We start from the raw sequence: 12177 nt of genomic DNA on the forward strand, positions 1-12177 counted from the left end.
ACGATCCGGAGGTCTCACCTGCCGCCGTCGCCCTCGGCCGCCCACCGGCCGGACGCGGCAAGGCTCCGCACGACCGCCGCCGGGATCATCAGGATCGGGTGGAAGAGGACGGCCGACCGGTCGAGAGTGGTGGGGACGGCCTCGATGCGGGCCGGGTGGTCCGATGCCGGACCGAGGGTGAACGGCGGGTAGCGGTCCACGAACAGCAGGACGGTGAGTCCGTGCCGGCGTGGCAGCTCGACGACGTCCAGTACGGGCAGCTGCTCCTCGGCGGTCCATGTTCCGGGGCGTGGACTCCACCGGGCGTCAGGCCATGTCGCTCCTCCCTGGGGATGGGTCCGTACGCCATCGGCGCACTCGACGTCATCCCCCGCCGGGGCGGGGTCGAGGAGAAGCCCCGGCCGGATCGGGGGAATCCAGCCGGGGCGGCTTTTCGTGGGCGCGGTACGCGACATCCACATATAGGTGAACGATAAACCACTGCGCTCCGTTCCCGGAAACCCGCCCCCGCACTGTGATTCACGGCACTGGGTGCGGGTCCGGCGAAACGGTTCAGCCGGCGGCGGGCACCTCGGTGCCGTAGCGGCGGTGGAAACGCTCGACACGACCGGCCGTGTCCAGCACCTGACCGCTCCCGGTCCAGAACGGGTGGCTCGCCGACGAGGTCTCCACGTCGATCACCGGGTAGCTCCGGCCGTCCTCCCAGGTCACCCGCTCGTCCGCGGTCGCGGTCGTACGGATCAGGAAGGCGACTCCCGCGGCCCGGTCACGGAAGACCACCGGACGGGAGACGGGGTGGATGCGGGACTTCATGCTCATTGCCTCCTCGGGCTGCTGCGGGAGCGCCACCCTCGTGGAGCGGCGCGGGACGGGACGATGCGGAAACGGCGCGGGCGACCTTCGGGTCAGCGTTCCTCCCGGAAGGGCACGTGCCGCCCCACGACGGGGTCGAACTTGCGCAGGACCAACCGGTCGGGATCGTTCCGGCGGCTCTTGCGGGTCACATAGCTCCAGCCCGTTCCGGCCGTCGACCGGAGCGTCACTACGGGACGGGTCTCCTTGCGGATCATGGGCCCCTCCGGGCTTCTTCTCGCCGAACCCATTCTCTTTCTGGGAATGGGTTTCGTTTTCGTTCCGGTGTCGTAACACGGGACCTCCCGGTCGCATTCCCGGTCGTGCGCCCCGGCCGGGGCGCGACGGAAGTTTGCGCTCCGGAGTCGTGGGCGCGCGGCCCGCGACCGGGCGGCACACCCCTCTTCGCATGCGCCACGTTCCACCCGGGCGCACGAGCTGCAGGAAAAGCGCGGGCGCACGACCGTCCGCACACGCCGGATCACTTGCGCCAACGTCCGCCGCCAGCAAAGCTGTTCGACGGATCGACGCATCGCGCAGCCTGTGACATATGCCAGAAGCAACGACCCATCGAGTGTTGCCAAATCCCTTACGGGCTCCCCCGGCCTGTGCGACAGTCGTCTTCGGTCCACCATTCAGACCTGGTAGCGCCGCGCCTGTATCGGAGTACGAGATGCCGTCCCCGCTGTCCGCGGACTGCCCCGCCCCCCACCCGCCCGAGCACGATGCCGTGGCCGCGTTGATCGACCGGACCCGGCAGCTGCGCGGCGATGTGGATGCCGTGCGGCGCGACACGGTGCCGCTCGACGAGGAGGACCCGCAGGCGCGGTGGCAGCGGGCGCTCTGTGACCTGGCGGTCAGCCATCTCGACGACCTCGGTACGCACCTGGGACAGCTGAGGGACGGCCTGCGGCCGCAGGTACCGGAGCAGCTCGGGGGCACGCCGCCGCAGGACACCGCGGCAAGGCCCTCCGAGGAGCCGCGGCAGGGGTCGCTGATCGGCCGGGTGGGCAGCGCCGAGTGGAATCTGCTCACCGACGAGGTCAGCTGGTCCGAGGAGCTGTTCCAGATCTTCGGCAGGTCCCCCGGAGCCGGTGCGCTCTCGCTGGACGAACTCCCCTCCGTGCTCGTCCCGGAGGACCAGCCCCTGCTCACCGCGCTGGTGACGGGCTGCCTGGTGGACGGGAAGCCGATAGACGGCGAGTTCCGCATCGTACGGCCCGACCGCCGGATCCGCACGCTCCACATGATGGGCGAGCCCGTCCTCGACACGGACGGCTGCACCGCCTCCATGTGGGCGGTGCTGCGTGACGTCAGCGAGCTGTGGCGGAGCCAGCAGGCGGTGCGGCGGAGCCACGACACGCTCCGCCGCCGCCAGGACAGGGCACGGACCGAGCACCGGATGGCCGTCGAGCTCCAGCAGACCGTGCTCCCCCCGTGGCGGGGTTCGTCACGGTCCCCCTCGCGGGGAGCCGGCGCACTGGACGTCGCGGCCCACTACCTCCCCTCGGAGACGAGCTCGCTCATCGGCGGCGACTGGTACGACGCGCTGGACCTGCCGGACGGCAGGACCGTGCTCACGGTCGGCGACCTGACCGGCCACGGCATCCCGGCCACCTCGGCCATGGCGATGCTGCTGGGCGCACTGCGCGGAATGGCCGTGGCCGGGATCGAGCCGGGCGCCCTCATGGGACATCTCAACCAGTTACTGGAAACCTCCGTCCAACCCGCTCTGGGCAGCGCGGTGTGCTGCCGTTTCGATCCGACGACCGGCGCCCTGGCCTGGGCCCAGGCCGGACACCCCGCACCGTTGTTGTTCCGTGCCGGGAAGGGGCGCCCGCTGCCCCCACCGGACGGGGTCCTCCTCGGCGCGACCTCCGGGGTCACGTACGAGCAGGACGAGGTCCACCTGCTGCCGGGCGATGTGCTGGTGCTGCACACCGAGGGGCTGACCGGTCACGACGGCCGGGGTGCGGACCCGGACGCGCTGCTCGCTCTGGCACCGCGCTTCGCGCAGGCCGGTTCGGCACAGGAGTGCCTGCGGACCGTCCTCACGGAGGTCGGTGGCACCGAGCGCCTGGACGACGCGTGCGTGCTCGTCGCCCGCCTCGAGGCGTAGAACGGCACGACGGCACCCGTACGGAAGGCATGGACACCCGCCGCCCCCGGGCACGGCGCGGGACACGGCAGCACGGAGCCGTCCACCCACGGAGCAGTGCCCGAACGGCCGGTGGCCGGACGGTGACGGACCGGACCGCTGCGGTCGGCCGGCACGAGGTCAGCCGGACCGTGACGCCCGGACGATCGACGGTCGGCGCGCGGCGTCGTGGCGCCCCCGGTCAGATCTCCGTGGCACGCCTGGGCTGCTTGATGAGAGACTGCGGCATGGAGAGCTTGATCTCCTCGCGCAGGTCCGCGATCTTCGCGTAGCCCGCGAACTGGCCGGTGAGCCGGTACATTTCGCGCAGCCGGTCCCAGGTGCGGTGCGAGGAGGTCTCCCCCATCGTCACCAGGGCGAGTCGCGCGTAGCGGTCCGCCTGCTCGGGATCGTCGGCGATGAAGCACGCCGAGGCGAGCGAGATGTAGTCGAAGATCTTGGACCGCTGGCGGCCGTTGACCCGGAGTTCCAGCGCCTGCTTGGCGTGGCGCTGGGCGACGATCGCCACCGAGGGGTCGTGCTCGGCGAGGGTGCGGAACGCCAGGGCCTGCATGCCGTGCAGGTCCGCCTCGTCGAACATCTGCATCCAACTGGGCGGCGGCACATCGCTCTTGTCCGAGACGAAGAGCTCCTCGGCCTTGCCGAGCGTGCGCCGCATCGCCTGGCCCCGGCCCATGGAGGCCTGCGCCCACGCCTCGATGGTGTACAGCATCGCCCGGGTGCGGGGCAGCACCTCGTCCCCCGAACCGGACTTGGCGAGCTTCATCAAGTCCAGGGCGTCGTCGGGACGGCCGAGGTGGACCATCTGCCGGGCCGCCCTGGAGAGCGCCTCGCCCGCCCGCGGCCGGTCCCCTCCCTCGCGCGCCGCGTGGGCCGCGATGACGAAGTACTTCTGGGCGGTCGGTTCGAGTCCGATGTCGTGCGACATCCACCCCGCGAGCACCGCCAGGTTGGCCGCCACGCCCCACAGACGGCGCTGCAGGTGTTCGGGGTGGCGGTAGGCGAGCATGCCGCCCACCTCGTTGAGTTGGCCCACCACGGCCTTGCGCTGGAGTCCGCCGCCCCTGGACGCGTCCCAGGCGCGGAACACCTCGACGGACCGTTCGAGCGCTTCGATCTCCTCCGACCCGATGGGGGCGGCCTCGTACCGGTCGAAACCGGCCGGCTCCGCGTGCAAGGGGTCGTTGATCCGTGGGACGTCGGCCGCCAGCACGGGATCCGTGTGCAGCCAGTCGTACATGGGGCCGGTGATGGTCGATCCTGCGGCGAGCGCGGCGCCCGCGCTCACCAAGCCGCGTCGGTTGAGCATGAGGTCCATTCCCGTGAATTCGGTGAGGACCGCCGCCGTCCGCTCGGGCGCCCACGGCAGCCCGTCGGGATTGTGCTGCGTCCCGACGCCCCGCCGTTTCCCTGCACGCCCGCGTCGGCCGAACCCGAGGTCCTCGATGGTCACGACACGACCGAGCCGCTCGGTGAACAGGGCAGCCAGCACCTCGGGCACGGGATCGCGGGGTGACTCCCCCATGTCGATCCAACGCCGCACCCGCGAGGTGTCGGTGGCCAGTTGCGGATGGCCCATGGCCGCCGCCTGCCTGTTCACCATTCTCGCGAGTTCGCCCTTGGACCAGCCGGCGAGGCCGAACAGGTCGGACAGGCGGGTGTTGGGTTCTCCGGTCACGTCAAGCCCCCAGGTTCTCGGCTGTGTTGACAGTAACCCCCTGTCAGATGCCTTGCGACTATTCGCCATGGTTCGCCAGGGCACGCCACATGGTCTGCCACCCGGAGTTCGGTGTCGGGTAGGAAAGCGCCACCCCGCCCGGCAGCCCTAGGTACTCCCCAGGGTGCCGAACGGTCGCCGGGCCGGGGCGGCGTACGCAACTTGTCGGCGCGCGAAGGGATCTGTCTCGATCATGTACACAGCATCGTCCTCCGTGACCGCCCCGCCCCGGCCGCTCCGTCCCCTGGGGGCGGGCGGCGGACCGTACCTCACTCCGCCCGCCGCCCGGTCGGTGCCCGGCACGGTCCGCCCGCGCCGGACGGCGGCTCCCGGCGGTCCGGCGCTCAGCGGACGGCTGGACCTGTCCGGTGCGCAGGGCGCGCAGCTGAGGATGGTGATCGCCTCGGTGCAGCGGATCTGTCCCGAGTTCAATCCCGTCCAGGTGCTGCGCCGCAGCGGCCGTTCGGTCCTGCTCGTCGGTTCCACCGGACGGACGACCGCGGTGGCCAAGTGTTTACTGGACCACTCGCCCGCGTGGTCGGAACGGTTCCGGCACGAAATAGCTGCATACCGTGCGTTCGTCCGGCACCGTCCCCCGGTGCGGGTGCCGCGTCTCATCGCGGCCGATCCGGAGAACTGCACGCTGGTGATCGAGCGGATGCCAGGACGGGTGGCGGCGCTGACCAGACACCCCTCGGAGGCCCCGCCCCGTGCCGATGTGCGGGCCGTGCTCGGTGCGATCAGCCGGGTCAACGAGTGGCGGCCGGCCCCCGGGCTCTTCGACGCCCCGCTGGACTACGCCTCCCGGATCTCCCGCTACCACGAGCTGGGGCTGTTCACCGACCGGGACCTTGGGGACCTGCAGAAGCTGCTGCACGGCCTGGCGCACGCGGGCGGCCGTCAGGGCATGGGGCAGTTCTGCCACGGCGACGCGCTGCTCTCCAACATCCTGCTGTCGCCCACGGGTCCGGTGCTGGTGGACTGGGAGCACGCGGGCTGGTATCTGCCGGGCTACGACCTGGCGACGCTCTGGACGGTCCTGGGGGACGCGCCCGCGGCGCGGCGTCAGATCAGCCAGCTCGCCCAGGCCAAGGGGCCCGCGGCGCGTGACGCGTTCCTGGTGAACCTCATGCTGGTGCTGACCCGGGAGATCCGCACGTACGAGACGGCCGTCCAGCGGGCCATGCGTGACCCGATGCCCGCCGGGGCCGGCCAGGACCGGCCCGGAGCCCTGTCGTCGAGCGAGGAGCAGCGGCTGCTGCTGCGCCGGCTGCACGACGACTGCGCCCTGGCCCGCAGGGCCGTACGAGCCGCGGTCGGCACTCGCTGACCTGTCCGGAGGACGCGCGCGGGCCCGGTGCCGACACACCGGGCCCGCGCGCGTCGTCGTGGTTCAGCGCGTGCGGACGATGTCCACGTCGGACGCCTTCACGAAGGCGACCCGGTGACCGATCTGCACCGTCACGTACTTCTCCCCGCCACGGAAGTACGTGTGGTCGAAGGGGGCCGAGGAGTCGATCGTCGGCGCGTGGAAGTAGCCCGTGGGGGCCTCGCCGCCGCCGGGGTACGACTGGCCCGCCCCGATCGTGTACGGGAGCGGCGAGCCCACCCGCTTGTCCCCGAAGTCCGCGGGGTACTCGTCCTTCTCCGGGTACGCCACCCCGTACACCGGGACGTCCGTGCGGCCGGCCTTCGGCCTGACCACGTGGCCGGAGGTCGGTGTGGTGTTCCGGGTGCGGGCCGGGGTGCGGAACCAGGCCTTCTTGCCGTACCACCAGATCGCCGTCCAGCCGGGGGCGTGGTCCGCGACGACCGCCTGCTGGGTGGCGCTGATCTTGCTGCCCCAGTCGGCGGCGCAGTTCGTGCCGGGCGAGCCGTCGGGGTGCAGGCCGGGGTCGGAGAAGAGGGGCGCGTCGGCGGAGGGTGCGGTGTGCAACGGGACGGCGCTGGAGCCCTGGGCCGGCAGGTCCACGCCCTTCTCGCAGTCGCGGAAGGCCTGCCGGTTCTTCTTGAAGTCCGGGCTGATGGTGACGAGTTCGCTGTCACGGGGCGCGGTCGGCACCGTGGGCTCGCCCAGCAGCTTCATGAAGCGGTTCCAGTCCCAGTACGGGCCCGGGTCCCAGTGCATGTTCCTGGTTCCGGCCGCGGTGGTGGGCGGCACTCCGTCGTGGCCGATGATGTGCTGGCGGTCGAGCGGGATGTCGTACTTGGCGGCGAGGTAGCGCACCAGTTTGGCGGTGGAGCGGTACATCTCGGGGGTGTACCACTTGGCGCCGTCGACGGCGACGCCCTCCTGCTCGATGCCGATGGAGTGGCTGTTGACGTACCAGTTGCCCGCCTGCCAGGCCACGTCCTTGTTCTTGACCATCTGGGTGACGTGGCCATCGGCCGAGCGCACCACGTAGTGGGCGGACGCCTGCTTCAGCGGGTTCTGGAAGATCTTCAGGGTGGTGTCGAAGTCCTCCTCGGTGTCGTGCAGGACGATGAACCGGATCTTGTTGGTGTGCGGCCGGTCCGCGGTGTCGTAGTTCCCGTACGTCTCCTTGTCGGCGGGGTCGCCCGTCTGCTGGTAGGCCGCCGGCACCCAGTCGCACGCGAGGCCGCGCGGGCATTCCGGCCGCACCTCGTCCGCTCCGGCCGGGGCCACGGGACTGAGCAGTGCCATGCTCAGTGCGCCGACGCCGGTGAGCGCGAGTGCGAGTCCGGTCCTCTGCTTGGACGTCATGACAACCCTTCTTCGGAGCCGTGCGTGTCGAGCCGGGTGTGCTGAGCCGGGCGTGATCCATCCCGCTGTTCCGCTGTGCGCGCACACTCTCCGACCTGACATGACAGCGCGTCAAGGGATCGGCAGAGGCCGCGGGTCGAGCCAGTGGACCAGACCACTGAAAGGCCCTTTGACCTGCGCGCGGAAAGATTCAACCGGCGTTCGGCGACGGCCCGTTGCCCGGCTCCTGTGGAGCGGGAACACGGCATCGGGCACATCCCGGGCATCACCCAGGAGTGTGCTTTCCATCGAGTACGAGGGCGAGGTGCACGACGGCGTCCTGGTCGTGCAGAACTTCTTCGGGGTGGATCACCCGACCGGGTGGCGATCGTGCACGATCCGATGGAGTCGCGGCTACGGCAGTTCCGGCACCTCGCCGAACGGGAACTGCCGGTGCTCTGCGACGGCTTCGGGCTGGACGCGGGGGCGCGGGAGGTGCCGGCCGGGTACGTGCGGGAGCTGGAGCAGCGGCTCGCGGGCATCCTGATCCGGCACCGCGGCTGCCGGTGCTACCGCGAGCAGGACCTCCGGCGGGGCAGCGGCACCCCGTGGCACATCGGCGGTCCCACCGGGACCGGGGTCTCGGCGGCGCGGGGGACCGCACTGTTCGCGCGGACCGCGGCGAGCGGCGGGTAACGGCCGGACGGGGCGGGGGTCCGCATGCCGGTGACCGCCCGCGGGGCGCGGGCGGTCACCGGCGAGACGTTTCAGCCCTGCTGGAACAGCTCGGCGGGCAGCGGCTTCAGGAGGGTGTACAGGTCGTCGGTGATCGGCCGGTCCCAGCTGGCGATGGTGACGAGCACACCGTCGCTGCGGTCGAACTGGACGCAGGAGATGCGGCTTTCGGAGAGCTTGATCCGGCGGACGATCAGCAGGTTGTCGCCCTGCATGACGGGCACGTCCTCGGTGCCGGTGACCTCGACCGGCTCGTCGTTCTCCAGCGCGAGCAGCAGCTGGGCGACTTCGAACGGAACCTGCCCCTCCTCGGTCTCGCGCGCGGGCGATCCCTCCGGGAGGTTGCCGATGATCATCGCGGGGCCGCGGCCGCCGAACAGGTCGTAGCGCAGGAAGACGCCCTGACAGCTCCCGTCGGGGGCGGGCAGCAGGCCGGCGCCGAGATTTCCGGGCCAGTCCCCCGGGTCCATGGCCAGGACGTCGAAGTCGGGGCCCGCGGGTGTGGCGGCGCTACGGCGGCGGAGGAAGGACATGCAGACATGGTACGTGTCCGGGCTCACGTTGCGGAGTCGGGTCCGCGCAGGCCGGGGCGCCGACGGGCCCGCCTGCCGGTCCCCGGCGGGTCCTGCGGCCGGTCCCGGCCGGGGGTGGCGGCGAGGGGACCGGCCACGTCCGGTGGCCGGGGGCACGAAGGGGGACACGGAGGGGGCACGGAGGGTGATCCGGCGCGCGGTGCGGTCGTGGTCCGGCCCCGCCGGGACGACCCCCGGGGCGCAGGGGCCGGGGTCAGCCGGTGGGGGGTTCGGATCCGACCAGCCACATGGCGAAGAACTGGGCCCCGCCGCCGTACGCGTGGCCGAGCGCCTTCCGGGCCCCCGCCACCTGGTGCTCGCCCGCCCGGCCCCGTACCTGGAGGGCGGCCTCGGCGAAGCGGATCATGCCGGAGGCCCCGATGGGGTTGGTGGAGAGCACTCCGCCCGAGGGGTTCACGGGCAGGTCGCCGTCGATCTCGGTGACGCCGGACTCGGTGAGTTTCCAGCCCTCGCCCTCGTCGGCGAAGCCGAGGTTCTCCAGCCACATCGGCTCGTACCAGGAGAACGGCACGTACAGCTCGGCGGCGTCGATCTCCCGCCGGGGGTTGCTGATCCCCGCCTGCCGGTACACGTCGGCCGCGCAGTCCCGGCCCGCCCCGGGGGACACGAAGTCCTTGCCCGCGAAGAGCGTCGGCTCGCTGCGCATCGCACCGCCGTGCACCCACGCGGGCGGGTGCGGCGAGCGGTCCGCCCCGACCCGGTCGGTGAGGACCATCGCGCAGGCCCCGTCGGAGGAGGGGCAGGTCTCCGAGTAGCGGATCGGGTCCCAGAGCATCGGCGCGGCCCGCACCTTCTCCAGGGTGATGCCGGGGTCGCGGACGTGGGCGTAGGGGTTCCTGAGCGCGTTGCGCCGGTCCTTGTACGCGACGAGGGAGCCGATCTCGTCGGGGGCCCCGGTGCGCCGCATGTAGGCCCGTACGTGCGGGGCGAAGAAGCCGCCCGCACCGGCCAGCAGCGGTTGCTGGAACGGGACCGGCAGGGAGAGGCCCCACATGGCGTTGGACTCGGACTGTTTCTCGAAGGCGAGTGCCAGGACGGTGCGGTGCACCCGCGCGGAGACCAGGTTGGCGGCGACGAGTGCGGTGGAACCGCCGACGGAGCCCGCGGTGTGCACCCGGAGCACGGGTTTGCCGACGGCGCCGAGGGCGTCGGCGAGGTAGAGCTCCGGCATCATCAGGCCCTCGAAGAAATCGGGGGCCTTGCCGATGACGACGGCGTCGATGTCCGCCCAGGTCAGCCCGGCGTCGTCCAGGGCGCGGACGGCGGCCTCGCGGACCAGTCCGGCGATGGAGACGTCCCGGCGGGCGGAGACGTGTGCGGTCTGGCCGATGCCGACGACGGCCACGGGCTCAGCGGACATGAGCACTCTCCCCTTCGAGGACGGCGACCAGGTTCTGTTGCAGGCAGGGCCCGGAGGTGGCATGGGCCAGGGCCCGGTCGGACTCGCCGCGGTGGATGCGGGCGGCGGCCTCGCCGAGCCGGATCAGTCCGGCGGCCATGACCGGGTTGGCGGCGAGCGCGCCGCCGGACGGGTTGACGGCGACGTCGTCGTCGAGTTCGAGCGCCTTGCGCAGCACCACCTCCTGCGAGGTGAACGGGGCATGCAACTCGGCGGTGTCCACGGGCCGTTCGAAGAATCCGGCCCGGGTGGCGGCGAGCCGGGTGGACGGCGATCCGGTCAGTTCGCGGACGCCGAGGCCGTGTGCCTCGATGCGGTGGTCGATGCCGCGGATCCAGGCGGGGCGGGGGCACAGTCGCCGGGCGGTGTCCCCGGCGGCGAGGACCACGGCGGCCGCCCCGTCGCCGATCGGTGCGCAGTCGCCGGTGCGCAGCGGGCGCACGAGGTAGTCCCCGGCCGGGACCGGGCCGGCGAGCTGGGCGTGCGGGTTGTCCGCGGCGGCGGCGCGGTTGCGGGCGGCGATCGCGGCGAGGGCCGCCTCGTCCGTGTCGCCCGCGTCGATCAGCGCCCGGGCCTGGAGCGCGGCGAGGGCGACGGAGTCCGGCCAGAGCGGGCCGAGGTAGTAGGGGTCGAGCTGGCGGGTGAGGACGTCGCGGAGCTCCCCGGGCGAGGACTTGCCGTAGGAGTAGACGAGGGCGGTGTCGGCCTGGCCCGTCAGGATCTTCACCCAGGCCTCGTACAGGGCCCAGGCGCCGTCCATCTCCACGTGGGACTCGGAGATCGGTGGATGGGCGCCGACGCCGTCGAGCGCCATGGTGAAGGAGAAGGCGCGGCCGGCCAGGTAGTCGCTGGAGCCGGAGCAGGTGAAGCCGATGTCGCCCGCCCGCAGGCCGGTCGCGTCGAGGACCCGGTGGAGCACCGGCATCAGCATCTCGACCTCGGAGAGTTCGTCGGTGCGCCGCAGGTGGTCCGTCTGCGCGAAGGCGACGATCGCCACGTCTCGCATCTAGAGCAGCTCCTTGTACGCGTCGTAGTCGGCGTCGGGCTCGCCGGTGGGCCGGTAGTGGTCGGGGTGGCGTGCGCCCTCGGTCCAGACGGGTTCGACGCGCAGCCCCATGCGCACCTCGTCGTACGGGATGCCGCCGATCCGGGCGTGCAGGGCGAGGTCCGCGCCGTCGAGTGCGATGTGCGCGTAGACGTAGGGGACCTCGAGGTCGGGAGCGGCCGGGTGAGCGGCCTTGATGTTGACGACGCAGTACGTGGTCACGGTGCCGCGCGGGCCGACCTCGACCTGTTCCGCGGTGGCGACGCCGCAGGTGGGGCAGGCGCCGCGGGGCGGCACGTACACCTTGGCGCAGGACGGGCAGCGTTCGCCGACGATGCGCCGTTCGGACAGGGCCTCGAGGTAGGCGCTCTGGGCCCGGCCGGGGGTGTACCGGTAGTCGAGCCGGGCGGGGGTGACGATGCCGGTGACGGGGTCGGGGAACGCACCGTCGTGCGGGGCGGGCGGTTCGCCGGCGCCGCCCGCGTACGGTTCGAAGCAGGCGATGTCCGTGATCGCGCCGGTCCGTTCGGCGGCCCAGCGGATCCGTACCCGCATGCCGGTGCGCACGGCGTGCGGGCCGGGCGCGGCCAGGGCGTGCAGGAGGGCGGTGTCGGCCCCGTCGAGCCGGACGAGGACCCAGGCGAAGGGGGTGCCGAGGGGCTGGCCGCTGCGCGGTGCGGGGTTCCAGGCCCAGGTGGTGACGGTGCCGGTGGGGGCGACCTCGACGAGTTCCCGGATCTCCTCGGCGGTGACGGGGTCGTACTCGACGGGCGGGACCAGGATCCTTCCGTCGTCGGTGCGGACGCCGAGCACGGTGCGTTCGCGCAGTCCGGTGAGGAAGGCGCTCTGGACCGGGCCGAGGGAGCGGGTGAAGGGGAATTCGACCACGAGTGGTGCGCTGAGGATGTCGGGCACGGTTGCCTCCTGGACTCGGGGCCCGTCGGGTGCGTCCGGTCGGAGGCCACCCGGCGGGC

General features: G+C 72.2%; 11 protein-coding genes and 1 pseudogene. 3 read left to right on the forward strand and 9 right to left on the reverse strand.

Translation table 11 applies throughout. From position 1 onward, the window contains the following. Window positions 1–14: 14 nt before the first annotated feature. The 3 genes from OCT49_RS01595 to rpmG all read right to left on the reverse strand — a co-directional run bounded on the left by OCT49_RS01595 (window position 15) and on the right by rpmG (window position 1070). On the reverse strand, window positions 15–455 hold the full coding sequence (locus OCT49_RS01595) for a hypothetical protein (protein ID WP_283850088.1): 441 nt from the start codon (window positions 453–455) through the stop codon (window positions 15–17). A 97-nt stretch (window positions 456–552) separates the two neighbouring features. Beyond that, window positions 553–813 carry a type B 50S ribosomal protein L31 gene (locus OCT49_RS01600; protein ID WP_283855637.1) on the reverse strand — a complete coding sequence of 87 codons (261 nt, stop codon included), beginning with the start codon at window positions 811–813 and terminating at the stop codon, window positions 553–555. A gap of 92 nt (window positions 814–905) precedes the next feature. Next, window positions 906–1070, reverse strand: a complete 165-nt coding sequence (gene rpmG, locus OCT49_RS01605; RefSeq protein WP_283850089.1) for a 50S ribosomal protein L33 — start codon at window positions 1068–1070, stop codon at window positions 906–908. 455 nt (window positions 1071–1525) lie between these two features. On the opposite strand from rpmG, the gene OCT49_RS01610 reads away from it, so the two are divergent. Then, window positions 1526–2971, forward strand: coding sequence for a PP2C family protein-serine/threonine phosphatase (locus OCT49_RS01610; protein ID WP_283850090.1), 1446 nt, complete (start codon window positions 1526–1528; stop codon window positions 2969–2971). 220 nt (window positions 2972–3191) lie between these two features. On the opposite strand, the gene OCT49_RS01615 is transcribed toward OCT49_RS01610, so the two are convergent. Next, window positions 3192–4688, reverse strand: coding sequence for a DNA-binding protein NsdB (locus tag OCT49_RS01615; RefSeq protein ID WP_283850091.1), 1497 nt, complete (start codon window positions 4686–4688; stop codon window positions 3192–3194). Window positions 4689–4920: 232 nt separating this feature from the next. Here OCT49_RS01615 and OCT49_RS01620 point away from each other — a divergent pair, with 232 nt between their 5' ends. Beyond that, a complete protein-coding gene (locus tag OCT49_RS01620) occupies window positions 4921–6057 on the forward strand; it encodes an aminoglycoside phosphotransferase family protein (RefSeq protein WP_283850092.1) in 1137 nt (378 codons plus the stop codon). Window positions 6058–6120: 63 nt separating this feature from the next. Here the strand turns inward: OCT49_RS01620 and OCT49_RS01625 are convergent, their stop codons facing one another. Beyond that, the gene (locus OCT49_RS01625; RefSeq protein ID WP_283850093.1) at window positions 6121–7452 is read right to left on the reverse strand and encodes an N-acetylmuramoyl-L-alanine amidase; all 1332 of its coding nucleotides are present in this window, start codon (window positions 7450–7452) and stop codon (window positions 6121–6123) included. 286 nt (window positions 7453–7738) lie between these two features. Between OCT49_RS01625 and OCT49_RS01630 the strand changes: the two are divergent. After that, window positions 7739–8127, forward strand: a pseudogene (locus OCT49_RS01630) (germacradienol/geosmin synthase); the annotation flags it as partial. A 71-nt stretch (window positions 8128–8198) separates the two neighbouring features. Here OCT49_RS01630 and OCT49_RS01635 read toward each other — a convergent pair. From OCT49_RS01635 to OCT49_RS01650, 4 genes are all read right to left on the reverse strand, one after another. Then, on the reverse strand, window positions 8199–8699 hold the full coding sequence (locus tag OCT49_RS01635; RefSeq protein ID WP_148835987.1) for a hypothetical protein: 501 nt from the start codon (window positions 8697–8699) through the stop codon (window positions 8199–8201). Between the two features lie 253 nt (window positions 8700–8952). Continuing rightward, a complete protein-coding gene (locus OCT49_RS01640) occupies window positions 8953–10119 on the reverse strand; it encodes a thiolase family protein (RefSeq protein ID WP_283850094.1) in 1167 nt (388 codons plus the stop codon). Then, window positions 10109–11164, reverse strand: a complete 1056-nt coding sequence (locus OCT49_RS01645; RefSeq protein ID WP_283850095.1) for a thiolase family protein — start codon at window positions 11162–11164, stop codon at window positions 10109–10111. Before OCT49_RS01645 ends, OCT49_RS01640 begins: the two co-directional genes overlap by 11 nt. Further along, the gene (locus OCT49_RS01650; RefSeq protein ID WP_283850096.1) at window positions 11165–12118 is read right to left on the reverse strand and encodes a Zn-ribbon domain-containing OB-fold protein; all 954 of its coding nucleotides are present in this window, start codon (window positions 12116–12118) and stop codon (window positions 11165–11167) included. It abuts the gene before it with no gap. Window positions 12119–12177 lie beyond the last annotated feature (59 nt).

Source organism: Streptomyces sp. ML-6, from assembly GCF_030116705.1.
Taxonomy (GTDB): domain Bacteria; phylum Actinomycetota; class Actinomycetes; order Streptomycetales; family Streptomycetaceae; genus Streptomyces.

What these genes read in the sequence shown, in the direction of transcription:
- OCT49_RS01595 (WP_283850088.1), bottom strand. Translation starts at nt 455, where the DNA reads ATGTCGCGTACCGCGCCCACGAAAAGCCGCCCCGGCTGGATTCCCCCG.
- OCT49_RS01600 (WP_283855637.1), bottom strand. Translation starts at nt 813, where the DNA reads ATGAAGTCCCGCATCCACCCCGTCTCCCGTCCGGTGGTCTTCCGTGAC.
- rpmG (WP_283850089.1), bottom strand. Translation starts at nt 1,070, where the DNA reads ATGATCCGCAAGGAGACCCGTCCCGTAGTGACGCTCCGGTCGACGGCC.
- OCT49_RS01610 (WP_283850090.1), top strand. Translation starts at nt 1,526, where the DNA reads ATGCCGTCCCCGCTGTCCGCGGACTGCCCCGCCCCCCACCCGCCCGAG.
- OCT49_RS01620 (WP_283850092.1), top strand. Translation starts at nt 4,921, where the DNA reads ATGTACACAGCATCGTCCTCCGTGACCGCCCCGCCCCGGCCGCTCCGT.
- OCT49_RS01625 (WP_283850093.1), bottom strand. Translation starts at nt 7,452, where the DNA reads ATGACGTCCAAGCAGAGGACCGGACTCGCACTCGCGCTCACCGGCGTC.
- OCT49_RS01635 (WP_148835987.1), bottom strand. Translation starts at nt 8,699, where the DNA reads ATGTCCTTCCTCCGCCGCCGTAGCGCCGCCACACCCGCGGGCCCCGAC.
- OCT49_RS01640 (WP_283850094.1), bottom strand. Translation starts at nt 10,119, where the DNA reads ATGTCCGCTGAGCCCGTGGCCGTCGTCGGCATCGGCCAGACCGCACAC.
- OCT49_RS01645 (WP_283850095.1), bottom strand. Translation starts at nt 11,164, where the DNA reads ATGCGAGACGTGGCGATCGTCGCCTTCGCGCAGACGGACCACCTGCGG.